Source organism: Chlorobiota bacterium (assembly GCA_016700335.1).
Classification (GTDB): domain Bacteria; phylum Bacteroidota; class Ignavibacteria; order OLB7; family OLB7.
In genome coordinates this window covers 1,320,444-1,346,730 of sequence record CP065014.1, presented here as the reverse complement: position 1 = coordinate 1,346,730, position 26,287 = coordinate 1,320,444, and the positions used below count along the sequence as shown (strand labels likewise).

At 28.0% G+C, this 26,287-nt stretch carries 22 protein-coding genes and 1 tRNA gene; 11 read left to right on the top strand and 12 right to left on the bottom strand.

What is annotated here, in order from left to right; all coding sequences use genetic code 11:
* The first annotated feature begins 12 nt into the window (after positions 1-12).
* Complete coding sequence (locus IPP08_05530; GenBank protein ID QQS67626.1) at positions 13-1,125, top strand: SDR family NAD(P)-dependent oxidoreductase; 1,113 nt, start codon at positions 13-15, stop codon at positions 1,123-1,125.
* Between the two features lie 77 nt (positions 1,126-1,202).
* Here IPP08_05530 and IPP08_05525 read toward each other — a convergent pair.
* Both IPP08_05525 and rpsT read right to left on the bottom strand, forming a co-directional pair.
* Positions 1,203-1,276 (bottom strand) — tRNA-Arg (locus IPP08_05525).
* 42 nt (positions 1,277-1,318) lie between these two features.
* Entirely contained in the window at positions 1,319-1,570 is a 252-nt protein-coding gene (gene rpsT / locus IPP08_05520) for a 30S ribosomal protein S20 (protein ID QQS67625.1), read from the bottom strand.
* A 297-nt stretch (positions 1,571-1,867) separates the two neighbouring features.
* Between rpsT and IPP08_05515 the strand changes: the two genes are divergently transcribed.
* A complete protein-coding gene (locus IPP08_05515; protein ID QQS67624.1) occupies positions 1,868-2,932 on the top strand; it encodes an ABC transporter permease in 1,065 nt (354 codons plus the stop codon).
* Positions 2,933-2,959: 27 nt separating this feature from the next.
* Here the strand turns inward: IPP08_05515 and IPP08_05510 are convergent, their stop codons facing one another.
* Positions 2,960-4,786, bottom strand: coding sequence for a bifunctional homocysteine S-methyltransferase/methylenetetrahydrofolate reductase (locus tag IPP08_05510; protein ID QQS67623.1), 1,827 nt, complete (start codon positions 4,784-4,786; stop codon positions 2,960-2,962).
* Positions 4,787-4,800: 14 nt separating this feature from the next.
* Positions 4,801-5,901: a glycosyltransferase family 4 protein gene (locus IPP08_05505; protein ID QQS67622.1), complete on the bottom strand. Its 1,101-nt coding sequence runs from the start codon at positions 5,899-5,901 to the stop codon at positions 4,801-4,803.
* 277 nt (positions 5,902-6,178) lie between these two features.
* Here IPP08_05505 and IPP08_05500 point away from each other — a divergent pair, with 277 nt between their 5' ends.
* The 4 genes from IPP08_05500 to IPP08_05485 all read left to right on the top strand — a co-directional run bounded on the left by IPP08_05500 (position 6,179) and on the right by IPP08_05485 (position 11,138).
* Positions 6,179-7,108 carry a DUF1573 domain-containing protein gene (locus IPP08_05500; protein ID QQS67621.1) on the top strand — a complete coding sequence of 310 codons (930 nt, stop codon included), beginning with the start codon at positions 6,179-6,181 and terminating at the stop codon, positions 7,106-7,108.
* 89 nt (positions 7,109-7,197) lie between these two features.
* On the top strand, positions 7,198-7,647 hold the full coding sequence (locus IPP08_05495; GenBank protein QQS67620.1) for an SRPBCC family protein: 450 nt from the start codon (positions 7,198-7,200) through the stop codon (positions 7,645-7,647).
* 80 nt (positions 7,648-7,727) lie between these two features.
* Positions 7,728-9,437, top strand: coding sequence for a M3 family oligoendopeptidase (locus IPP08_05490; protein QQS67619.1), 1,710 nt, complete (start codon positions 7,728-7,730; stop codon positions 9,435-9,437).
* Positions 9,438-9,452: 15 nt separating this feature from the next.
* Positions 9,453-11,138: a M3 family oligoendopeptidase gene (locus IPP08_05485; protein QQS67618.1), complete on the top strand. Its 1,686-nt coding sequence runs from the start codon at positions 9,453-9,455 to the stop codon at positions 11,136-11,138.
* A 58-nt stretch (positions 11,139-11,196) separates the two neighbouring features.
* On the opposite strand, the gene IPP08_05480 is transcribed toward IPP08_05485, so the two are convergent.
* The 4 genes from IPP08_05480 to IPP08_05465 all read right to left on the bottom strand — a co-directional run bounded on the left by IPP08_05480 (position 11,197) and on the right by IPP08_05465 (position 17,745).
* Positions 11,197-15,246: a T9SS type A sorting domain-containing protein gene (locus IPP08_05480; GenBank protein QQS67617.1), complete on the bottom strand. Its 4,050-nt coding sequence runs from the start codon at positions 15,244-15,246 to the stop codon at positions 11,197-11,199.
* Positions 15,247-15,287: 41 nt separating this feature from the next.
* Positions 15,288-16,340, bottom strand: coding sequence for a 3-dehydroquinate synthase (locus IPP08_05475; protein ID QQS67616.1), 1,053 nt, complete (start codon positions 16,338-16,340; stop codon positions 15,288-15,290).
* 4 nt (positions 16,341-16,344) lie between these two features.
* Positions 16,345-16,836: a hypothetical protein gene (locus IPP08_05470; GenBank protein ID QQS67615.1), complete on the bottom strand. Its 492-nt coding sequence runs from the start codon at positions 16,834-16,836 to the stop codon at positions 16,345-16,347.
* A gap of 72 nt (positions 16,837-16,908) precedes the next feature.
* Positions 16,909-17,745, bottom strand: a complete 837-nt coding sequence (locus tag IPP08_05465) for a 2,3,4,5-tetrahydropyridine-2,6-dicarboxylate N-succinyltransferase (GenBank protein QQS67614.1) — start codon at positions 17,743-17,745, stop codon at positions 16,909-16,911.
* A gap of 84 nt (positions 17,746-17,829) precedes the next feature.
* Between IPP08_05465 and IPP08_05460 the strand changes: the two genes are divergently transcribed.
* The 3 genes from IPP08_05460 (at position 17,830) to IPP08_05450 (ending at position 18,942) form a co-directional block, all read left to right on the top strand.
* Positions 17,830-18,303 (top strand): hypothetical protein, encoded by a 474-nt coding sequence (locus tag IPP08_05460; GenBank protein ID QQS67613.1) that lies wholly within the window; start codon positions 17,830-17,832, stop codon positions 18,301-18,303.
* 19 nt (positions 18,304-18,322) lie between these two features.
* The gene (locus tag IPP08_05455) at positions 18,323-18,604 is read left to right on the top strand and encodes a hypothetical protein (GenBank protein ID QQS67612.1); all 282 of its coding nucleotides are present in this window, start codon (positions 18,323-18,325) and stop codon (positions 18,602-18,604) included.
* A gap of 77 nt (positions 18,605-18,681) precedes the next feature.
* A complete protein-coding gene (locus tag IPP08_05450) occupies positions 18,682-18,942 on the top strand; it encodes an alkaline phosphatase D family protein (protein ID QQS67611.1) in 261 nt (86 codons plus the stop codon).
* 239 nt (positions 18,943-19,181) lie between these two features.
* Here IPP08_05450 and IPP08_05445 read toward each other — a convergent pair whose 3' ends face one another.
* A complete protein-coding gene (locus tag IPP08_05445) occupies positions 19,182-20,285 on the bottom strand; it encodes a metallophosphoesterase (protein QQS67610.1) in 1,104 nt (367 codons plus the stop codon).
* A 369-nt stretch (positions 20,286-20,654) separates the two neighbouring features.
* On the opposite strand from IPP08_05445, the gene IPP08_05440 reads away from it, so the two are divergent.
* On the top strand, positions 20,655-21,524 hold the full coding sequence (locus tag IPP08_05440; GenBank protein QQS67609.1) for a sterol desaturase family protein: 870 nt from the start codon (positions 20,655-20,657) through the stop codon (positions 21,522-21,524).
* Positions 21,525-21,574: 50 nt separating this feature from the next.
* Here IPP08_05440 and IPP08_05435 read toward each other — a convergent pair whose 3' ends face one another.
* From IPP08_05435 to IPP08_05425, 3 genes are read right to left on the bottom strand one after another with little or no spacing between them, the layout of a single operon-like run.
* On the bottom strand, positions 21,575-23,605 hold the full coding sequence (locus IPP08_05435; GenBank protein QQS67608.1) for a thioredoxin family protein: 2,031 nt from the start codon (positions 23,603-23,605) through the stop codon (positions 21,575-21,577).
* Positions 23,606-23,618: 13 nt separating this feature from the next.
* Positions 23,619-23,963: a hypothetical protein gene (locus tag IPP08_05430; protein ID QQS67607.1), complete on the bottom strand. Its 345-nt coding sequence runs from the start codon at positions 23,961-23,963 to the stop codon at positions 23,619-23,621.
* Between the two features lie 30 nt (positions 23,964-23,993).
* Complete coding sequence (locus IPP08_05425) at positions 23,994-25,163, bottom strand: branched-chain amino acid aminotransferase (protein ID QQS67606.1); 1,170 nt, start codon at positions 25,161-25,163, stop codon at positions 23,994-23,996.
* A gap of 169 nt (positions 25,164-25,332) precedes the next feature.
* Between IPP08_05425 and IPP08_05420 the strand changes: the two genes are divergently transcribed.
* Positions 25,333-26,280 (top strand): HAD family phosphatase, encoded by a 948-nt coding sequence (locus IPP08_05420; protein QQS67605.1) that lies wholly within the window; start codon positions 25,333-25,335, stop codon positions 26,278-26,280.
* Positions 26,281-26,287: the final 7 nt, after the last annotated feature.

Sequence of the window (26,287 nt, the reverse complement as noted above, 5' to 3'; positions counted from 1 at the left end):
ATTAATTTAATAATGCAAATTTTAGTAACAGGTGGAGCTGGATTTATTGGCTCTCATACTTCAGATAGATTACTTGAATTAGGTCATAAAGTAAGAGTTTTAGATAACCTACAAAAACCAATTCACCTAAAAGGAAAACCTACATATTTAAGCAATGAAATCGAGTTCATACTTGGTGATGTTAGAGATAAAGAAACATTACGTAAAGCAATGAAAAGTGTTGATGTTATTTATCATTTTGCTGCTTATCAAGATTATTTAACTGACTTCTCAACTTTTTTTCATGTTAATGCAGTTTCAACTGCTTTGATTTATGAAATAATTGTTGAAGATAAGTTAAATATTAAAAAAGTGATAGTTGCTTCATCACAATTTGTACAAGGTGAAGGAATATATAAAGATAAGAATGGATTGATTGTTTCACCAACATTAAGATTAAATAATCAACTTGAAAAAGGAAATTGGAATATTTGTGATGAAAATGGGAATCAACTTGAATGGTTATGGTGCAATGAAAATCATGCAAACCCACCTAATGCATACGCAATGAGTAAGTTTTCACAAGAACAACAAGCACTTTGTTTTGGCAGGAGGTATGAGATTCCGTCAGTAGCCCTTAGGTACTCTATTGTTCAAGGCTCTAGGCAATCATTTTATAATGCTTACTCTGGTGCTTGTAGGATTTTTTCATTGAGTTATTTTTTTGATAAAGCACCAACTATTTACGAAGATGGATTACAATTAAGAGACTTTGTAAATATTAATGATGTTGTTGATGCTAACATATTAGTCTTGGAAAATGATAAAACTAATTATGAGGTTTATTGCGTTGGTGGAGGAAAAGCTTATTCGTTAATTGAATTCTGTAATTGTGTTGCTAAAGCATTTGATAAAGAACATATCTTACCATATATTCCAGGAGAATACAGATTTGGTGATACTAGAAATGCATGTTCCGATATTTCAAAATTAAAAAAATTAGGATGGCAGCCAAAAAGAAGTATTATTGATTCTGTTAATGAATATAAAGATTACTTAAAAGAACAGACTGATCTAGATGATATTTTAGATTTTGCTGAAAAAACAATGAAGAAAATGAATATAGTTAGAAAAACTAATTTTTAGTTATTAAAAACTTAATAGTTAATATTTATTGCAAAAAAAAAGGATTTCATACAAAATGAAATCCTTTAAAATTTTAGTACACCCGTAGAGACTCGAACTCCAAACCTTCTGATCCGTAGTCAGATGCTCTATCCAATTGAGCTACGGGTGCAAAATTTTTGAAATATCTAATTCTAAAGAAATTTCAACAAAATTAAATAGCTGATATTCTATGAGCCATTTGTGACTTTTTACGAGCAGCTAGATTTTTATGAATTAAACCTTTGTTCGCATAACGATCTAGTAGTTGAGTTGCTTTTTGCTCAGCAACTAATAAATCTTCTTTAGATTCAGCAACTGTGAATGCTTTGATTGCATTACGTAATGCAACTCTTTGAAAACGATTACGAGTTCTTCTTGTCTTCGTTTGTCTTACTCTTTTCTCCGATGAAACGTGATTTGGCATATCTAATAAATTTGATTTTCGAGGTAGCAAAAATAACTTCTTTATTTAGACTATCAAAAATTATTTTATAAAATTAATTTCATCTTATTTTATTTTTAAACATTAAGCTTTAATATTAAAATCTAAATAGCTAATCAACAGATTTGAAATAGAATTTAAATTAGATATTTCTGATAAAATATATGAAGATTTAATTCTTTGATTCTTAATATTTTCTTATCTATTAATAACTATATTTTGTTACTGCTTCGAATTTTTTTTTATTTTAGCTAACTAATATTTTATCTCAAAAAAATAATGTTCCTTTCTAAAAAGAATAAATCAGATACAAATAATTTAATAACTTCAGAAACTGTAAATCAGAATTATTCATCTTTAGTTAAACGTCAATTCAAAAAGAATAATCCAGCAGTATTAGCAATATATTTTATTATTGTTATGTTTTTTCTAGCAATAGTTGCAGATTTTTTAGCAAATAATAAACCTTTGATTTGTTCATATAAAGGCTCTATACATTCTCCTGTTATTGAAGAATATTTAGTTGATATTGGAATTATGAAATATTCTGGTGATCTTGTTAATGCTGACTGGAAGAATTTAAAATATGATTGGTCATTTTTCCCACCAATAAAATATCAAGCAAGTGATATTGATTTGGGCAACTCTTTCGCAACACCTGGAAGTTTTGAATCTGGTCATTATTTAGGAACCGATCAACTTGGTCGAGATATGTTATCTGGGATAATTCATGGTGCTAGAATTTCATTAACTATAGGATTTATATCAATGTCAATTGCTGCTACAATTGGAATAATTTTGGGTTCATTAGCAGGTTTTTTTGGGGGTTGGGTGGACATTATTATTTCTAGAATAATAGAACTTTTCTTGAATTTCCCTTCATTCTTTTTGATAATTACTATTGTTGCATTCTTAGGAGCAAATATATTTTATGTAATGATTATACTTGGTATAACAGGTTGGATGGGTATTGCAAGATTAATTCGTGGGGAAGTATTAAGAGTTAGAGGTATGGAATATATTACTGCAGCAAAATCCTTAGGCTTTAAATCGAGCAAGATAATATTAAAGCATGTACTTCCAAATTCATTAGCTCCTGTAATGGTTTCGGTTGCATTCGGAATTGCTGGAGCAATATTAACTGAATCAGGATTGTCATTTTTAGGTTTTGGAGTACCTGCCACTGTTGTAACATGGGGTTCTATGCTCAATCAATCTAGATCAGCCCCATTTGCTTGGTGGTTAGCAATTTTCCCTGGAATAATGATTTTTCTTACTGTTATTAGTTATAATTTAATTGGTGATGGCTTAAGAGATGCCACTGATCCAAGATTAAAAAATTGATAAATAAATTTTATATTTAGAATAAAATTATTTTACTCTATTCATAATTTCAATTGCCATATCATACTTTTCAAAAGGTGGCATTAAATATATTCCTGCAATTCTTTTATTTTTTATAGATAATAATTCAGTTAAAAATTCAACTGCAATTTCAATTCCTTCTTTAGCAGGGTTAGAAGATGATTGCATCCTTTTTCTTAACTTTTCTGGTATCATCATTCCTGGAACTTCATTGTGCAAAAATTGAGCATGATTAGGGCTTCTTAAAGGTATAATACCAACCATAATTGGTATTTTTAAATGTGAAGTATTTTCAATGAAATTGTTAAAATCTTCAACTTCAAATAATGGTTGTGTAAAAGCTATTTCAGCTCCTTCAGATTCTTTATTTTCTAATCTGTAAATTTCCCTTTCTAAATTATCTGAGACTGGATTACAAGCACATGAAATCATAAAATTTGTTTTTTTCCCAATAGGGTTATTCATCAAATCTAAGCCAAGATTCATTCTTTTTAATGCTCTAATCAACCCTACTGAATCTAAATCATATACACTAGTTGCGTACGGGTAATCTCCTATTTGAGCTGGATCACCTGTTACTGATAAAATATTATTTACTCCAAGAGTATAAGCAGATAAGAGTTCACTTTGTAATCCAACCATATTTCTATCTCTGCATGCAAAATGAGAAATACATTCCATTCCAGTTTTATTCTGAACTAGATGTGATATTGTTATTGGTGACATTCTGAGTCTTGCCCTTGCACCATCTGATATATTAACTGCATCAATTTCATTTTTAGATAAATACTCTGCTCCTTTAAAAATAGAATTTAAATCTAATCCTCTTGGAACATCTAACTCCACTGATACAAGTAATTTTTTTCCAATGTTTTTTTGAAATTTAGATTTAGCTAATTCTAAATCAAGGGTACTATTATTTTTTAATATACTTGGCTTTACTATGATTTCTGGTTTGCCTACTTTTAAACCTTTTACTGCCATAGAAATTGCTTTAGTATGTTCTGGTAAACAACCTCCATCTGCACCAATAATAGTTACTCCATTTTCTACTAATGTTTTACAAGATTGAGCTACATATTCTGATGTTGCATTATACGAAGCTACGTTATCAATTAAAGTTGGGATTCCAATATCTGGTTGTGCTGAAAGAATTGCGTTAGTAACTCCATACAACGATTTAACAATTTCTTTCATTCTTTGAGGACCAACAGTACCATTTGTACCAATAGCAACAACTCCCTCTTTATATAGTTTATTTGCAATTACTTTTGGATATTCTGTTTTTAAAACTGATCCATCCTCTGGAAAAGATTTTTGAGCTATAATAGCTATATCTTTAGATATTTTTCTTACAGCACTGTAAGCTAGTTCAAGTTCATCAATGTCAATAAAAGATTTCAACATAATTATATCACATTTTCCATCTAACAAAGCATGAATTTGAGAAGTAAATGCTTCTGAAACAATATCTGGTTTTAACTGCCCTACTGGATAAAGAAACTTCCCAACAGGACCAACAACTCCAGCAACAAAGGCTTTGTTTATCGCTGCTGTTCGAGCAAGCCAAACTCCTTTTCTATTTATCTCATAAAACCTATCGTCAAGTTTATATTGAGACAAAGAAATTGTATTTCCAAATAATGTGTTTGATTGAATAATTTCTGCTCCTGCATTTATAAACTCAAAATGAATTTTTTCTATAATGATTGGATTTTTTAAATTATAAATTTCAATTGGGGTTTCATCAAATCCCATTGAACTTAAAACTGATTGCATTGAACCATCAGTAACTATTACCCCTTCAATTATACGTTCTAAAAATTTATTCATAAATTATTATTTAATTAAAATATATTGTTCAAAGTTTTTAACACACTATTTGCAGAATTATCCCAACTTAAATTATCAGTAAATTTCTTTGCTCCAATTGATAATCTATTTCTTAGTTCATTATTATTTATAACTTCTATAATAAGTTCGGATAATCTTTTTATATCCCCATATTCATATAATAGACCATTAAAATTCTCAATAACAGAATCTTTTAATCCAGGAGAATTAGCCACAATTACAGGTGTTCCACAAGCATTTGCTTCCACATTTGCAATTCCCCAACCTTCTTTCATTGAAGGGTTAACAACTAGCCATAGTTTATTTAACCATTCAACTTTCAACTCTTCGGATACATAACCAGTAAAAATTATATCTTCTATAAAACCACTTTCTATAGATTGTTTTTTTAACTCATTCTCAAAATCCCCTTTTCCAATAATTACTAATTTCGAATCAGGAATATTTTTTTTTACTTCAATAAATGCACTTATCAAATGTTGAACACTTTTATATTTTTTTAATCTACCGAAATATCCTATTGAAGGATAACTTGTTTTTTCAAAAGAGTTTTCTCTAAAGCATTTAACATCAATTCCATTTGGAGCGAAGTAAATGTTATTTTCTAATATACCTCTTTTAATACTTTCATCTTTTGTGGAATTGGATACTACAAACATTGGTACATTTTTATAAAATTTACCAATCAAATTCTCAGTTCTAAAAACATAGTTACCTAAAATTAATCCTGATTCAAGGAAAATTGATTTACCAAAATAATGGTGAACAATACTAGCTAGATTCTTCTTGATAAACAATGGTGTAAAAAATGGGATTTTATTAATGTCGTCTAAAACAACAGAGAAATTTTGTTTCTTAAATAAAAGAAAATAATAAAATGGAACTATAAAATTAAAAGTGTTTCTACCTCCTCTTCTTATAATTTTAATTCCATCAATAACTTCTTCAACTGAACCACCTTTATAGTTAGAACAAAAGAGTGTAACACTATTTCCGGCTTTAACAATTCTTTTAAAGATTTCATGTAAATGGACTTCCGCGCCACCGGCTAATGGGTTAGTCCAACATTGCCAATTGAAAATTAATATATTCATAAATTGGAATTTAAGTGGTCAAAAATAAGTTTATTATTTCAAGTAAACTTTAATTACTCGCAAAAGTTTGTAACTAATCTTTATTTATATTATTAAAATATTGAATTACTTTTTTTGAAAAAAATAGGATTAGTTAATTTAATTTTAACTAAATGGAATGAAAATTTTAATATAAAGTCTAAACAAATACTAGTTAATACTTTAGTTTATACATTTGGTTAAACTACTTTTGCAAACGAAATTTTAACAAATATATTTCTCCACTAATACTTAAAACATGAACATTAAATTTAATTCTATTTTCTTAGTACTTTTATTTTCAGTAATTTTAATTGGATGTAAAAAAGAAGGTGCAAATACTTCATCAAATAGCCATGGCAAACTTGAAGTTGTTGGTGGTATTACTCATGATTGGGGTGAGATAAAAGTTTCAACTTTAAAAGACAATCAATTAAAAACATCTTTTATACTTAAAAATATTGGAGATGGAGATTTGTTTATTAAGGAAGTTAGACCAGGTTGTGGCTGTACAAGCGCTCCATTAACTAAGGATCTTCTAAAACCAGGTGATACTACAATTGTAAACGTAACCTTAAATACTACTGGAAAACATGGTCAAACAGATAAATCAATTACTATTACAGCAACTGATCCAATGGGAATTTCAAAAGATTCATTAGCAAAAATGAATGACACAACTAAAAAGAAATTTGATTCAACTTTAGCTAAAGACTCTTCAAGATATGATACAACTCTAGTTTATTCTTTAAAAGCAAATTTAAGAAGAACAGTAACAGTTACTCCTGGAGAATATTTTTCATTAGTTGATCCTAAAAAAGGAGTAGAGAGTTCAAGTTCTGTTAAAATCTCTAACTCAGGTGATGTTTCTTTTTCAATAATTTCTTCAGAAGTTGTTAAGGCTGCTTCAACTCCTGCATCAATGTCTGGTGGTTCAAATCCACCACCAGCTCCTCAACCAAAGATAAGGTTAGTTTTAGTTGGTTCAAAAGATATTGCTCCAGGAAAGGAAACTGAAATAAAAGTATTTGTAACTCCAACTGGAGTTGGACAAATTTCAGGTACAGTTTCAGTAAAAACAACATCACAAGAAACACCAATACTTAATTTACCAGTATATGGTTATGTTCAAGATAAATCGCCACAAAAGCCAGTTACAGGTTCTATGACACCTAGTTCAAGTCATTAATTAATTTAATTTTTTTATACATTAAGATCCCGATAATTAAATTTATCGGGATTTTTTTAATTAAAACAAATCTAAAACGTCTTATGTTGATGAATTCATATAAAAAACAAATATTTATAAACGCTCCAATTGAAAAAGTATTTGATTTCCACATGGATACAAATAATTTATTAAGAATTACTCCACGTGATATCAATTTTAAAATTATTAGTATGAATGATATTTCAGGAGTTGGATACAAAGTTGTTTTGGAAATTAGAAAATTTTATTTTATTAGATCTATTCTTGAAGTAGAAATTACTGACTGTATCAAAAATGAGTTAATGCATGATATTCAAAGAAAAGGGATTTTTAAATATTGGTTTCAAAAGAGATTTTTCAAAGTTGAAAATGAAGGGACAATTTTAACTGATATTGTTGAATATATTCCTCCTTTTGGTAAACTAGGAGAATTTCTTAATTGGTTGATTATTAATAGAATTATAAAAAAAATGTTTCATTTTAGACAATTAAAAACTAAAGAAATACTTGAAAATTAAAAATTTAATTAGATTAAATTTTCAATAAAGTATATTTTTGCAACTAATTTTTTTAGCGAATTTAAATTCTTATACAAAATATGGATTACAAACATTACAAACAAAGACCTGAAAGTTTAACAGCTGAATTTATTCAAGCTGAATTTGATATTTTATTTTCAAAAATTGAGGAAGCAGAAAACTATGAAACCCCTGAAAAATGGATATCATTATATTTAGATTGGAATGCTTTAAAATCATATATTGGAAGTGAAGGAAGCAGAATTGGATATGAGTTTTCTAAAGATATGAGCAATAAAAAAATTGAGGATGAAGAAGAATATTTTCGTGAAAAAGTTTCACCAATTTCAAGTAATGGGAGTTCCAAAATTTTAGATTCATTCCTTAAAAGTAGATATAAGTCTGATGTTGGTAAAAAATTTGGAGAACATTTAATTGCTGTTCTTGAAACATCTGTTAAACCATTAGCACCAATCAATACTGATTTAAATGTTAAACTAAGTTCTCTTTCAAACACGTATAATAAAATTGTTTCATCTGGATTTGTAACTGTTTCTGGTGAAAAAGTTACATTACCAGTAGCACGTTCAAAACAAGCCTCATCAGATCCTGAAACAAGAAAAGAAGCTTTTTTAAACCATAGGAATTGGTTTTTAAATCATCATGATGAATTAGGAAAAATATTTCATGAGATGGTGGCACTTCGTCATCAAATGGCATTGAACCTAGGATTTAAGAACTTTATTGAATTAGGGTATTTAAGCATGGGAAGAACTGATTATGGACCTCAACAAGCAAAACAATTCAGAGATTCTGTGAGAAAATTTGTAGTACCATTACAATCTCAAATGCTTAAAAAGCAAGCACAAGAATTAGGCACTCAAACTTTGAAATGTTGGGATACAGAATATTGTCCTTCTTGTACATTACCAGTTGGGATAGCTCCGATTGAAAATCAACTTGATAACGCAGAAAAAGTTTTCGATTCATTAGATGTTAAATTAGCTGACTATTTTAGAAAAATGAGGAATGAGAATTTGATAGATCTTGAAAATAGAGTAGGTAAAAGATCAGGAGCTTTTTGCACAAGTTTCCCAGATGAAGGAAGAGTTGCAATTTTATGTAATTCAACTGGAGATCAAGGTGATGTAGGAACTTTGATGCATGAGATGGGACACGCATTTCAAGGATGGGAGTCTCAACCAATTGAAGCAATTGATTTGCAATGGCCAACTTCAGATGCATGTGAAATTCATTCAATGGGAATGGAGTATCTAGCTCTGCAACAACTTCATTATTTCTTTTCTGAAGAACATAGAATCAAATTTTCACAAGGTAGATGGAGAGAAGCAATTGGATTAATGACCTACATATGCATAGTAGATGAATTCCAACATTGGGTTTATGAAAATTTTAATTCAACAATGGAAGAAAGAGATAATGCTTGGGTTACTATTTGGAAAATATACAAACCAGACGTTGATTATTCAATGGATGAAAAACTAATTTATGCAAGATGGTATTCACAGCTTCATATCATTGATATGCCATTTTATTATATAGATTATGCAATTGCCGAAACTGGTGCTATGCAACTTGCTATTCAAGATTTAAAAGATCATAAAATAGCTATGGAAAAGTATATTCGTTTATGTCAAATTGGAGGAACTAAAAGTGTATTAGAAATATTTAATGATGTTGAATTTACTTCTCCATTTGATGAAAATATTATTAAATTTTTAATGGATAAAGCAGCCTCTATTTTACATCTTAATGCAGAGTTAAATTAAATTTTCTTCAAAATTATGCAATACAAATATTATCAAGACCGTCCAGAATCATTAACAGTTGAATTTGTCATTGATGAATACACAACCTTATTAAATCTTGTTCAAGAAGCGAATAGCTCAGAATTACCAACCAATTGGTTAAATCTATTTGAAAAATGGAATGCTCTAGATTGTTATATAACTGGAGAAATAAACCGTATTCATTATGCTTTAGCAAAAGATATGAATAACCTTGAATTAGAAATAGCAGATAAATATTTTAGAGAACAAATTATTCCAGTTTCTTCTAAATTTAACTTCCAATTGATTAATTATTTATTAGATACAAATCATAAGGAAGCTATAGGAATTAAATATGGGAAAAGAATACTTTCAGTATTAGAAAATACTATTGATTCTTTAAATCCAATTAACATTGAGTTAAATGTTAAGATTGGAGAACTTTCTACAAAGCATGCAAAATTACTTTCTTCACAAAGAATTACTATTCAAGGTAAAGAATATTCATTAGCTCAAGCTTCTAATTTTAGGCAATCACCAGATGCTAGTTTAAGAGAAGAACTTTATACTCAACAATGTATTTGTTATAAAAATCTTAAAGATGAGTGTTCACAAATATTTGATGAACTCGTAAAATTAAGAACTCAAATGGCTTTAAATTTAGGCTATGAGAGCTTCCTTCAATTGGGTTATAAAAATATGGAAAGAACAGATTATGGAGTTAAAGAAGTTCGAGAATTTAGAGATAATATTTTAAAATTTATTGTACCCCTTAAAAGTCAACTTCAACTGAATCAAATAAAAGAGTTAGGTACAGATAAGTTAAATCCTTATGATGTTAGTTTTGTTCCTTCTTTAAGTTTGCCTAATAATGTAATTCCAATTGATGAACAATTAGAGAAAACTCAAAATTTATTTGATAAATTATCACCTAGATTATCAAACATTTTCAAGTCTATGGTTGATGATAAACTAATAGATTTAGAGAATAGACCTGGCAAAAGACAAGGAGGTTTTTGTACTTCAATTCCAGATGAAGGTCGAGTGGCAATTTTTTTAAATTCAACTGGTAATAGTGATGATGTTAGAGTAATTGTACATGAAATGGGGCATGCTTTTCAGTCATTTGAATCTCAAAAAAGGATTGAGTCTATAATGTTACAATGGCCTAGTTATGATGCTGCAGAGATTTGTTCTATGGGTATGGAGTTTATTTCTATGCCTTTGATGGAATCTTATTTTTCAAAAGAGAATGCAATTAAATATAGAAAAGAACATTTAAGAAATGCAATATTCTTATTTACAACAATGGCAATTGGTGATGAATTTCAAGAATGGGTATATTTGAATCCAAATGTATCTATTAATGATAGAGAAGATAAGTATAAGGAAATAATTAAAAAGTATTCACCTGTTGTTGAAAGTTCAGATTTTACAAAATATTTTTGGTATGGAAATGGTCATATTTTTCAAATGCCATTTTACTACATTGATTATGCTGTTGCACAAATTGGTGCTTTGCAGTTAGGAATTCTTAACGAAAGCAATCCTGATGATACTTTAAAAAGATATATTAATTTGTGTGAAATAGGTGGAACTAAAAGTGTACTCGAGATATTTAATTCTGCTGGATTAAGATCACCATTTGAAGAGAATATTTTAAAAGATTTAGTCAGTTATTCTTCTGAAAAATTAAACTAGATTTTATTATTAAAAAAACGGTTGTATTGAATTTTGCAACCGTTTTTATAAAACAAATTTACTTACAAATGATTAATTTTTTTGTATCTGACCATACACCAGATTCTATTCTATAAAAGTAAATTCCATTTGGTAAATCGTTAGAATTCATTTCAATCGAATAATTTCCTATACCTAAATTATTTCGTAATAACTCCTTGATTTTTACTCCTTTGTTATTTAGTAAACAAAAATTGGTATTACCGTCTAAACCTAAACTAAAGCTAAATTTTATCTTACCATTTGATGGGTTAGGTGAAATTGGATTTAATTTGTAAATTGAATTTGTAAGTTCAACAGATCTAGTTAAAGTTTCACAATTTGAATCTAAAGTTACATATACTGAATCAGTTGTTATTGTTGCACAATTTCCAAATTCTCCAATATCCAAATAATACTTAACAGTGCTAAGAGGTTCTGAACCAGCAAACAATTGGAATGGAACTCTTAACAACTCACCTACACCTTTTAAAGAATTATCTGTTGAGGTAAATTCTACAATTATTTCACCAGGCACGTTTTTAATAATATTGAAATTCCAATCTTTAATGATACTATTATTTAAAAATTTTGATTTAAATTCATTTGTAGAGGAATTTAATAATAGTAAAGTTCCTTTTTCATACTTAACTGTTATAATAAATTTATTTAAAGAAAGATCATCTACTTGATCTAATAGCTTTAAAGGTATTATAACTGTATCGTATGGCAAACCTTTAACTCCTTTTATTGAAGAAATCTTCGATTTGATATAAAAACTTGAACCATTTAATTCACTAACTAAAATTGGTAATAATGAACTGTCTGTAAATTTAACTGGATAAAACAACAAACTCCCTGAGTAGCTTCCAGGATTTTTAGATTTGAAATTAATTTTTATATTTACACTCTCAAGAGGAGCTAAAGGAAAAGGTAATTTAATAGGTTCAACAGTAAAAACATTTTTATCATCAATCAATTTATAATCAGTTATAAAAATTGAACCAGTACCTGTATTCGATAATTTTATCACAGAGCTATCTTTTTTACAACTCATAATTTTAGCAAATGAGTGAGAAGTAACTTCAGATTCAAATTTAAACTGATAAGATTCACCAATCAAAATATTAGTTGAATCATCACATTTTGAATGATCCCCTGAAACTGAAAGTTTAGCAGTTTTTCTGCCATTAGTAGAGGGTTTATAAATCAATGGGATTTTTTTTAATTCACCAATTTTTAATGTCCATGGTTTTTCAATTGTTGGTAAATCAAACCCTGATTCAAACTCAAAATCAAGAGAATCATTTCCAATAATTTTAATATCTGTAATAGTATTAATTCTTGATGGTAAGGATTTTAAAATTACATCACCCGATGAACTGACTTTTCTTTCACCAATAAATTCAAATTTTCCAAAGTCATAATTTGAAATTGAAATATGAGATTCAATTGCAGATGCATTTAGCTCCACTTTAAGAGAATCACCGTCAGATGTAACAAGTACAAATATACATGAGTAATTCCCTTCTTCTTTTGGTCTAAAAATTACTTGTTGAGATCTTCTAAACTCTATTGTATCGTTGGGTCTAACCCAATCACCTTTTTGAATTTTAGGTCTTTCACCTAAAATAAATATTGAGCTATCAGCATCTTTTCCAAACAAAAAACATGTATCAATAACCATAATTTTGTTCCCAACATTGAATACTGAAACTGTTGTATCATACTCTCTTTTTTTATTTTTAGTACAATCATTTATACCAGCAACCCATTCAATTCGAGGTGGAAATTCGCTTAAAACAGGAATTGAAACACTATCAATATCTGAAATTTTAATATTGATGCTTACTTTTCTGCACTCTCCTTCAACAACAATAAAATCACTTTTATGTGTTGAATCTTTTGGAAGTAATAAACCTACTTTTAATATTCCATTAGATGGTATTTGAGTAGGTGGGAAAGGAGTTACTGAAGTAATTGTATAAGGGTAACCATTTTGCAAATAAACTTTTTTAATAGTAACAGGATAAGCAAGAGGATTCCTTAAAGAAATAATTGAAGTAGTACCATTCTTTGATTTTGTTTGAGTGAATTTTTCATAAATAAATTGTTCTCCATTTGAAAAAAAATACCTCCATATTTTACCAGTTCTATCTTGAATCAAGATTGTAGTTTCTGCATATTTACTTGTATCAATTGGAGTAACATAAAATTCACCTATTGTTGAATTGATAACTTCTTTAACAGTTTTAGGATCAATAAAAAATAATTTCATATTAATCGGATTCTCTAATTTAATAGTTCGTAATCCAACCGGATTTTGATTAAAGGTTTTGTATTTAATTCTCATCAAATTACAATCAGAAATTAACTGAACTTCTAACGAATCCCCTTTTCCAATTATGTTTCTTGAAGGAGCTAAAGGATATCCATAACTTGCATTTTTTATTTGTTCTCTATATTCTGAAGCATGTAAAACTTTATTTCCAGATCCAGAACTTTCAAGTTTTGGAATGTTTTTATCATCATCTTTTTTCTTTGTAACTCCTGGAGAAAAAAGTTCAAAACAAAAACCATTTAAAGGAATTCCATACACATAACCATAAAATTTAGAGTCTTTAATACCTTCAATTACTCCCGATTCATCAATTTTCAACTGGATAAATCCCCAAGCTAAGTCAGTTCCAGGTATATCTGTTAAAGGTATTTGTTTTCTACTATTCCCAACTACTTTAAACAAATTATTCTTATTGATTTTTTTTGTAACAATATTTAAATAATTTTCATAACCAAAACTAGGTGTTATAAATGGGGCAAATGATACCCAATGTTCTATTGGTACAGACTCAACCATAAATCCTCCGTAAGTGTTATAATCTGATGAAGAACCAGCCCAGGTTGTTACACTTGACTTTAATTTTTCAGAAACAGCTGAAGAATTCATAAAAACTTGTGATGGTTTATCAGTAACAATATAATGTGGGTTAATTGGATTAAAAGATAATTTCTGAATGTAATCAGAACCAGTTCCTTCATTAACTTGACTATTAATTTTATTATCTAAACTTATTATTGTAATTCCTGGAGAAGTACCATACACTCTTATTGACTCCTTTTTTCTTATTCCAGAATTACTTCCTGAATTCGGATTTTTTGTATCCATTGATGGTAAATAAACAAACTCTTTACCAAGTTGATTAACTGGTGCTAATGATTCAATGAATAAATTTTTAAGTGAATTACCAGTTAACGCTAACGCTTTATTAGAAATTGCAGTTGGATCTAAACCTAAAGATCTGGTATTACCTGAAATAACCCCTACAGGCTTATCAGATTCAATTTTAAAACCACCTAAATCTACAAGACTATCTATTGGTTCATTTCTATTTAGATAAGAGGTCTCTACCCAAGATTCTATCAAAAATGTTTCACCAGCATTTAATTTTACAACTAATGGTGTATTTGCCGGGGCAAGTCTTTTATAATTTGATGTTAGATTTGCTTTTATAGAAAATTGAGTGTTATCATAAGCAGCAATTACTATTGCCTGTGCTGGTGCGGGTGAAAAATCTTTATTCCCAAAATTAAACTCATCATTTGTTGCAGGATTTATATTATTTGTTTTATCACTATGCAATGTAGCTAAATAATATTCTGTTCCCCAGCTCTCAACAGGTAATGGCGTCCAAGCTTCTGCCCCAAAACTAGTATTTATGTAACAATAAACAACAATTGGAAAGTCTGCATCAATAGTTATTGAATTATCTGAAACAACACCAGGGTTTGTAGTTTGTAAATTATAATTGGAAACATCAATTGTATTTACTTTTCCAGCAAGTAAATTTACTCTGGTAAATGTTTTTTTATTTGATAATGAAATGAATTGATTTACTTGAGAATAAACAAAAATTAAAGAACTTGAATTAATATTATAGTATGGGAATCTATAATCCCTATCATTTCCTGCTGTATCTGGAAATGTAATTACATACTTAAATCCTGAAGCCTCTTCAGAAATTAATTGTGCAATTATTTTACTATGAAATAATAAAAAAGTTATAGTAATTATTAGAATATGTTTTTTCATAATGTAATTATGACATAGTTTTCAATTTAATAATTCGAATATCAACGAATTGAACCCAATGCAAATTTAAAACTTTCTTTTAATAAATTTTTATCGTTAGTTTCTAATATCTTGTATCCAGTTTTTTCAATCGGTAATATAATAGTAATTCCATTAATATTATTTTTTTTATCAAAAGTCATTTTATCTATAAGTAAATTTATATCCACATTTTCAAAATTAAATTTTTCAATTAATAGATCTATTTGTTTGATTATAATATCAAATCTATCTTGTTTAATCAATTCGATATTTAAAGCAAAATAAGTTGCTGCTTTTATACCATATGCTACTGCCTGACCATGAGATATTTTGTTTTCATAATATTGCTCTAAAGCATGACCAAAACTATGTCCAAAGTTTAGGCTCATTCTTACATTTTTATCTTTAAAATCCATTTCAACAACCTTCATTTTAGTTTTAATTGATAGTTTAATTAAAGATAATATGTTATTATTTAGATTTTTGTTAAAAATATTTGAAGCTTCTAGAACTATTAATTCAAATAATTTTTTGTTAAGTACTATTCCCATTTTTAAAGATTCAACTAGTCCTGATTTTAACTCAGTTACATTTAAACTTTGCAAGAACTTTGTAGTAAGTAAAACTTTAGTTGGATGATTAAATGTACCTAAATAATTTTTTATTCCACTAAAATTTATTCCAGTTTTCCCACCTAAAGCTGCATCTACAAAAGCTGTAAGGGTTGTTGGTATATAACAAGATTTAATCCCTCTTAAAAATACTGATGATACAAAACCTCCTAAATCACAAGTTAACCCACCGCCGATACTAATAAGCAAACTTTTTTTATTGCATTTTTTCTTTTTTAAAAATTCAACAATTTTTATTAAACTATTAATATCTTTATTAGATTCAATTGGATCTAATACAAAGACATTCTTTAACTCTTTAAATTCATCATTATATATTCTATAAACATTTTTATCAATTAAATAATAATTGTTTTCTGTTAAAATAATTGATTTAATAATAGATTTTATATCTTCATAAAAAAGAACTTCAGTACTTGAATCATTAAAATTAAAAAACATTACTTCAATTTGTTATAAATTCAATAATTTGCTTGCAAATCTCATCAATACTATTATCAGAATTAATTTTTAAATCACAATTTTCATAAATTGTTTTTCTTTTTACAAATAATTCAGTCCAAGCTATTTCTGGTTTATCATACAATAACAATGGTCTATCTTTAAAATTTGAAATTCTATTTATAGCAGTTTCAACATCAACTTCAAGATATATTTTTAGTCCTTTAGAATTAATTGAATCAAGTATATAGCTTTGAGTGATAGAACCCCCACCTAATGAAACTATATTTATATAATCACAAGAATAGTTCAAGTTTTTAACAACCTCAACTTCTTTTTCTCTAAAATAATTTACTCCTTTCATTTCAAATATTTCTGAAATAGTTTTCTTTTCTTTTTCAATTATTATTTGATCTATGTCAAAGAATGTCCCACAAATTTTATCTGACAGCAATCTACCAATTGTGGTTTTGCCGGAACCAGAAGGACCCATCAACCAAATTATATTTGTTTTGTATTTGATAACAGTAAATAATAATTTTAACTAATTTACATCTAAAAGAGTTATCTATCTTAAAGCAGATTCTAAAGCAGTTTTAGCATCAGTTTTATCATCTCTATATTTGATAATTATTGGTGTAGAAATCGATAACATATTATCCAAACCAAATTCTGATTTTATAGCTCTAGAACCATTCACAACAACTGCTCCTTCTGGAATTTCTAGTGTACTTCCTTCAATTGATGTAATAACTTTATTATTAACAATATCAAATACTTTAGAAGAACCAGTTAAAACAACTCCACTTGCTAAAACAGCTCTTTTCCTTACAATTGTACCTTCATAAATTCCGCAATTTCCTCCAACCATTACATCATCTTCAATAATTACTGGGTTAGCTCCAATAGGTTCTAGAACGCCACCTATTTGAGCTGCAGCACTTAAATGGACTCTTTTACCAATTTGTGCACAAGTTCCAACCAATGCATGAGAATCAACTAGAGTACCTTCATCAACATAAGACCCAATATTTATGTACATTGGTGGCATACATATAACTCCTTGTGCAACATAAGCTCCATCTCTAACTGAAGAGCCACCTGGAACAATCCTTACTCCATCTTGCAACGAAAATTTTCTTAATGGCAATGTATCTTTATCAAAAAAAGACAACTCACCAACTGACATATTTATGTTGTTACCATATCTAAAACCAATTAATATACCACGTTTTACCCATTGATTTACAATCCACTTCCCTGTTGAATCTTTCTCTGCACTTCTAACAGAACCATCATTTAGAAAATTCTTTAACTCTTTAAAAGTTTCAATAGAATCAACTTTATATTTTTCGTTGAATGGTAAGGCAAATAATTCTTCAATTTTGTTTTTTAAATTCTGCATTAATAGTAAAATGTATTTTTTGATATTTAATATATTTAAATTTGTTACAAACATCTGAAAAATATCTTAACTAAAATTTTATATATGAAATCATCAATATTTTTTATTTATTTATTTTTAATTTTAAGTTTGTTTTCACAAGATGATAACCTTCAATCAGGTCCTATGGTTGGGTATTCTGAAATGAAAGAAGTAATGTTATGGGTTCAAACTAAAACTCCTGCAAAAGTATATATTAGATATTGGGTAAATGGTGATAAAAGTGAAATTTTTAATACAAAATCTAGTTATTTAGAAACCGATTCAGCATGTATTGTTCATTTAATTGCTGATAAAGTTTTACCTTCAAAAAAATATTCTTATGAATTAATAATTGATGATAAGTTAATAGTTAGAAATTATCCATTTGAGTTTCAATCACAAGTTTTATGGCAAAATAGATCAGGTCCTCCCAATTTCTCAATTGCTGTTGGGAGTTGTGAATATATAAATGATTCATTATATGACAGACCAGGAAAACATTATGGTGGTAAATATGAAATATACTCTTCAAGTTAGTTAAAAAAAACCAGACGCTATGTTGTGGTTAGGAGATAATGATTATTTAAGAGAATCGGACTGGAATACATGGACAGGTATTTGTTATAGGTTCACTCATGGTAAAAGCCTAAAAGAACTTCAACTACTATTTGCTAATATACATAATTATACTATCTGGGATGATCACGATTATAGACCAAATGATGCTGACAGAGGATTTACACATAAAGAAAAAACTTTAAAGGCATTTCCGGTATCTTGGTCTAATCCAGGTTATGGTACAAAAAATTTACGTGGAATTTGTATAAGTTTTCAATGAGCTGATGTAGAATTTTTTTATTAGATGATAGTTGGAATAGATCTCCAAATAATAGAAAAACTGGTAATAGACAAATTTTGGGAGATAAACAAATTGAATGGTTGATTGATAAATTATCTTCATCAAATTCGAAATTTAAAATAATTGCTTTAAGTGACCAATTGTTAAATCCTGTTGCCAAATATGAAAATTATTCCACTTATCCAGAAGAAAGACAAAAAATTATTGATCTAATTTTAAATGAAGGAATAAAAGGAGTTGTTTTTTTTAGTGGTGACAGGCATATTACTGAATTATCCAAATTGGATAGAATTGGAACATACCCACTTTATGATTAAACTTGCTCTCCTTTAAACTCAACTTCAAGAAGAGATTCAACAGAAATAAATGTTTTAAGGGTTTCAAATACTTGGGTTGGTTGTAGAAATTTTGCTATACTAAATTTTACTGGATCAGAAAAATATAGAACGATTACTATAAAAGTTTTTAATAGTAATGGTATTGAATCAAGGAAAAAATGAAATTAATCAATCTAAACTTGGTTATAAATAATAATATTTCTTTTAGATAATTACTTTTATCCTAGTGTTATTAAAGAAATCTCAGGTGGACAATTGAGCCTTACTGGAATACCTACTGCTGCTAAACCGGAATTTACATACAACAATGATTCAGGATTTGATTTTGTTCTATATGCCCCTGCAACATACTTCGATATTATTGTTGCAAATGAAATTGGGATATTTCCAAATTTTGCAAAAACAAGTTGACCTCCATGAGTATGACCACTTAATACCAAATCCATACCTAGTTTAGCATAGTCATCAAAGTAATATGGTTTATGACATAAAAGAATTTTTTTCTCAACTTCCGGAATACCTTTTATCAAATTCTCAACTGCTCCAATTTCTGTTTTTCCAGTCTCCACATATTCTTGTACCGACTTACTATATTTATCATCAATACCTAACAAATGTATCTTTTCACCATTTCGTTCTAAAGATAAATTTTCATTTCGCAATATTTTAATACCACATTGTTCAATCTCCTTTACAACAGTTTCTATATCTCCACTATAATAATCATGATTCCCAGTAACGCCAAAAACACCCATAGGAGCTTTCAAATCTGTAAATACTTCAGCAAAGGGATAAACTTCAGAAACTTTACTATTTACAAAATCACCAGTCACAAAAATTACATCAGCTTTAAGTTTCATTACTTCAGAAACATATTTTTTCATTTGAGGTTTTTGCATGTAAACAGATGAATGAACATCTGAAATAAAAGCAATTTTTAATCCTTTAAAGTTTTCAGGAAGTCCAGGGATTCTATACTTTTTGTTAATTATTATAAAATCAAATGTAGTATTCATTGCGTTTAGGGTTTTACTGGCTATTAGCCCAGTACCTAATGCTATCCCTGTAGTTTTTATAAAAGATCTTCTATTCAATTCTATAATATTTTTTTTATTTGAACTTTGAGTTTTTTTTTGAATTTCGTTTTCAATAAGAATCTCATGCTTAGAACTTGTTAAATTCTTGACACTTTTTTCCTTTCTATACTTTCGAATTTTAGAATTAATAAACTTATCCCAAATTAAAAATCCACCACCTAAGATTAAACTATTAATATGAAAAATAGTAAAAACTGGAAATAATTTTTCTAAAAATTTATCCATAAATAATGGATGCCAAATTTTATAAATTAAAAAATTATATATAATTGGCAAATCCATTATCAACATAGCAACTATTGATGTTATATTTAATATCTTAATTGCTAAAAGATTTTTGAATCTGATTCGTAATCTTTTATAAATTGATATTTGAAAATAAAATAATAGTATCAGTATTGAAAAAGCAATTACTAAAAACAATTTTGCAATAAAGTTTGTTAATTGGATTATTCCCTAAAGAACGTATTTAAGAATTTTTTATTTTTGAATTATATCTGATGAGTTTTTAACAATAACTAATTGAGATTTTTAATTTACCATTAACTCATAAGTTTACATTAGATTATTGTATCAATTTTTCCTTTAAATATTATGGAAACTTATATAAATATAATTTCTGCATCTTATAAAAATTACTCTCAATACTTGATTAATGAGATTTTAAATCCATCATGGAGTAATTATTTTTATTGGTTGATTCTTATATCAATCATTACTTGGTTGATTGAAGTTATGAATCCATGGAGGAAAGAACAAAACAAAATTAGAACCGACTTTTGGTTAGATGGATTTTATATGTTTTTTAATTTCTTCTTGTTTTCATTGATTGGGTTTAATGCAATATCTGATATTGCTGTTAATATTTGGAATAACATTTTATCAAGTTTTGGTTTACAGAACTTAGTTGCAATTAAATTGTTTAATACACCTAAATGGTTTCAACTATTAATTATGTTTATTTTAACTGATTTTATCCAATGGAATATTCATAGGTTATTACATAAAAATAAATTTTTGTGGGAATTTCATAAGGTACATCATTCAGTTATGGAAATGGGGTTTTCAGCACACTTGAGATACCATTGGTTTGAAACAATAATTTATAAGGGATTACAATTCATTCCTCTATCAATGATCGGTTTCGGTTTAAGTGATTTTATAATTATTCATATTATTGCATTAGCGATAGGACACCTAAATCATTCAAACATAAACTTATCTTATGGTCCTTTAAAATATATTCTAAACAATCCCAAAATGCATATTTGGCATCATGCAAAATTTTTACCAAATTTAAAAAATGGAATTAATTTTGGTATATCATTAAGTATTTGGGATTATATATTTAAAACAAATTATATACCTTATGATGGACGTGATATTGAGTTAGGTTTTGATGGGGTAGAAGATTATCCAAAAACTTTTATAAATCAAAGTATTTCACCCTTTAAAAAAAAATAGTTTGATTAAAAATTTTCATATAAATCAAACTAAATTATTATTTAAAAATGTTATTGCAAACCTTTACTTAAAAACTTTGCAAAATCATCTTCCTCTCTAGTTAATCCAGGGAAAGTTGAAATTGTTTCATTATTTGAATTGACTATTACATAGAATGGCATTGCAATTGTTCCAAATTTATCATTTTCCATTTTCCTATTACTTAAGTTTACAGAGTCCCTTCTATCAGTATACATTCTAACTAAAACATATTTCTTCATGAGTTGTTCTATCTTTGCTTTTGGGAACATATTTTTTTCCATCCATCTGCAATTAGTACATTGATAACCTGTAAAATCAATAAATACATTTTTCTTAACTTCCTTAGCATATTTCAATCCAAGTTCTAAATCATCAACAATCCAACCATCTTCTAATTTTGCATTTGTTAATAAGTGGCTAGTTATTTCATTTGAAGATATTTTATTTGAATTATTTAAAACACTTGCAAAAATTGATGTATTCCCTATTCCAGGATAATTCTGTGGAGGTAATAATGCGTCCATTTCACCTAACTCTTCTCCAAACATACCAGGCACCATTCTAAAAGCCATAAAGATAAAAAGCAATGCAAATATTGCTCTTGGCACTCCTATCTTATCTACAACAGAATCATGTGTAAATCTGTATACTCCAATCAAATAAAGTCCAGTCATTAAAGAAACTGTTATCCAAATCGCTAAAACTACTTCACGCGTTAAAATTCCAGATTCCCAAACTAAATCTGCACTTGATAAATATTTTACAGCTGCAGCAATCTCTAAAAATCCAAATACAATTTTAATTGCATTCATCCATCCACCTGATTTTGGTATAGATTTTAACAATGATGGGAACAAACCAAAAAGTATAAATGGCAAAGAGAATACAAATGAGAATGCTGCCATTCCTGCTAATGCCCATGTCCAATCTCCATCTGCTGATAGCCTTAACAAACTCGCAAGAACTGCCCCTGTGCAACTAAATGAAGTTAATGCAAAAACTATACCCATTATAATAACACCTAATGGACTATCCTTATTTTCAGTTGCATTTTTATTTAACTTGTCTACAATTGATCTTGGTAATTGTAATTCGAATGCACCCCATAAACTAAATGCTAAAGCTATGAAAATTAATGCAATTATTATGTTTACGAATGGATTAGATACAAATTCATTTAACTTTGAAGCACCAAATAATACTGATACTAATACTCCAACTAATGTGAAAGTTAAAATAATACCCAATGCATAATAGCTTACATCTTTTATGGCTTGCTTATGAGTTGCATGATTTCTTTTAGTGAAAAATGAAATTGTGATTGGAATAATTGGGTAAACGCATGGTAAGAAAATTGATCCAAAACCAGCTGCCATACAAACTAAAATGAAAGACCAAAATCCTTCCTTCTTAGCATTATCAAAATCATCACTTCCTGTTGATGTGCTTAGTGCTTTTGTTCTTAGAAGTACTTCTTTTTTTTTTAAGGCTGCTTCTTTATCCTTAGATATTGCTGTATGGTCTGAATTGATAACATTACTTTGATTATTTAAACCACCATCTGATACTTCTAAATCAAACTTCAAAACGACATCTGTAGGAGGCATGCAAGATTTATCATCGCATGACATAAAAGTAACAACAATAGAGTCTTTATTTTTACCAGCTTTTGCTGTTGGAAGAATTTTTAATGGTATTTCCAATAATACATCGCCTTCCCAATATTCAGTTATTAAATTATCAAAATTAGGATCTTTATGTTTAATAGATTCAGGTCCTGATACTTCACCAAATAATACAAACTTAGAACTATCACCAGAAACAATAATAGTAGATTGTGGACCTAATAGACTATCTGGATATTTTTTTAATGAATAAACATGTGATTTTTTTGCAATCTTACCCTCAATCTTAATTTTTACAACATCACCAACTTTACAATTTATTGATGGTGTTAAAATAGTCCATTTAACATTTTTATTTTCTTGACTATTAACATGTAAATTAGTAATTATAAAACTAAATAAAGCAATTAGTAAAAGACTTCTAACATTTGACATATATAATAGTTGTTTAATTATTGAATAGAAAAGAGGTTAAAATTAATAAGTCATCTAATGGTTTATCTGAAAATAATTCACCTTGAATTTTACTTCTTTCACCACCTTGTAATCTTGATGCAGCTTCATTTACATCAATTGGAAATTTTTTATTTGAAAAATAATTTAAATTTTCTAAAGAGTTAACACCATAAAACCCATCATCTAATTCTGCTTTGCGTCTAACCAATATTCCAATTGCCCTTCTGGCACAAACTCTAGATTTTGCAATTTTATTTTCTAAAAATGATTTTTTACAACTATCAAATTCAATATTATACTCATTAATAACACTATCATATTCTTTGTTATTCTTCAATTTATATAAACAATTATTTTAACTAAAAAACTAATGTGCTAATCTTGATTTAACTTCAATAACATCTTGAACAAACTTTAAATCATCAATGGAATCTTTTCTAAGTTTTGATCTATCAAAATTGTGATGTTCAATTTTTGTTAATCTATTAAAGTTATCTGATTCAATTCCGTGTTGTATGTTTGAAATAGCATCAAAAAGCCTAGACCTTAACGAATTTGGTTGTTCAATAATTATCATATTCTTACCTTTATAAGAAAGCTCTCCAACCTGAGAAATAACTGCTGCAGTGCCACTACCAAATACTTCTTTTAGAGTTCCATTATCAAACGCATTGGATATATCAGCAATTGTAATTAATCTTTCTTCAACGTTAACTCCCCACTCCCTTGCAATTTCTAGAACAGTTTTTCTTGTTATTCCATGCAAAATTGTACCATCTAATGGAGGTGTTACTAATGTATCTCCTTTCGTCCCATTCAAAACAAAAAATATATTCATTGTTCCAACTTCTTCTATATATTCATGGTTAATAGAATCTAACCATAACACTTGATCATATCCAATAGATTTTGCTTTTTCTGCAGCTAACAATGAAGCTGCATAATTTGCTGCAGTCTTAGCTTCACCCAAACCTCCATGTGCTACTCTTGCATAACTTTCTTCAACTAGAATTTTAGTTGGTGCATGTCCTTTTGAATAGTAATTCCCAACAGGTGATGTTATTATAAACAACTTATAATTATTTGAAGGTCTTACTCCTAATGCATCATCATCTGCTAATATTATTGGTCGTAGATATAATGAAGTTCCCTCTGACTTTGGAACCCAATTATTATCTATGTCAACAAGTAACTTACAGGCTTCAATAACTAATTCTTCATTGAACTTAGGTATACACAACCTTTCAGCTGAATGAGCTAATCTTTTTATATGATCATTTAATCTAAATATATTTACTGAACCATCTTTCCATTTAAATGCTTTTAACCCTTCAAAAACTGTCTGCCCATAATGAAAAGTTAAGTTTGATGGTGAAACTTTAAATTCTGAATATGGTATTATTTTAGGATTAACCCAACCATCCTCACTTACAAAATCCATACAAAACATATGATCGGCAAAATACTTACCAAATCCTAAATTATTTGAATCTGGATATGGCTTGAAATCGAGCGAAAGTTGTACCGAGATACTCATATTCGAAAAAATTAAATGTGATGATAGATATATAATCTTTTTGTTTTTCAAATATAGCAATCAAATATAAATAGTTTGATATTAATTCTTAGAAATATATCGTAATAATTTTGTTTGCCATGTTTTAAATTATTTTAACGAATTTTACTAAAATATTTTTTATTTACAAATGTTTAAACCAATTAAAAAGATATTCTCGTTCTTAACTTCCCCAGAATCTAGAATTTCTAAAATTAGATTAATAGCTTGTGATCTTGATGGTACATTGCTAAACGGTGTTGATATGATTGGAAAGGATACAGCTTATATGATTAAAAAAATCCAAAATCTAGGAATTCCATTTATAATTATTACTAGAAGACATCATAGCTCTGTACTTCCTTATTTAGAAGATGCTCACTTAAGCCTACCAATTGTATCACTTGAAGGTAGTACTTTTTTTGTCTCGAATGATACACAAGTAATTGTAAATACAGATTTGGATCCAGAATTTATGATTGATATTATTCAAGAAGTTCAATTAAATAAAATTGTTAAACTCTGTGTTGTTACTGTTGATAAATTTTATGTAAATAATGATGATATTGAATTGCCAGTATATCATGAACACTGGAATATTGAAAGATTTAAATTCAGTAATTACATTGAAATTAATAATAAAATATTAGAGTTAATAATTGTTGGGGATTATTTTAGTGTTAATTCGATTTTGAAGTATATTGAAAGTAAAATGAAAAGCCAAGAATTAAAACTTAGAATGTATGAATTAAAAGATAAACTAGATTCATGGGTTATTGAAGTTAGATCATTTAATTCTAATAAAGAAAAAGCTTTAGTTCAAATTGCAAGTTATTACGGGGTGAAAATGAATGAAATAGTTGGAATTGGAGATTACTATAATGATATTAATTTCTGTAAAGAAGTTGGCTTTGTTGTTGCTTTAAACAATGCTGTAAAAGAATTAAAAGCTATTGCAGATTTCATCACTACTAATGATTTTCATAATGAAGGTATAAATGAATTTCTAGAATACTTTCTGAATATTCATGGAGTTGAACATGAATTGAAAATTTTAAACAAAAAAGTTGAAGATATTTCAAGACGTAGATCTAGATAGTTCAATT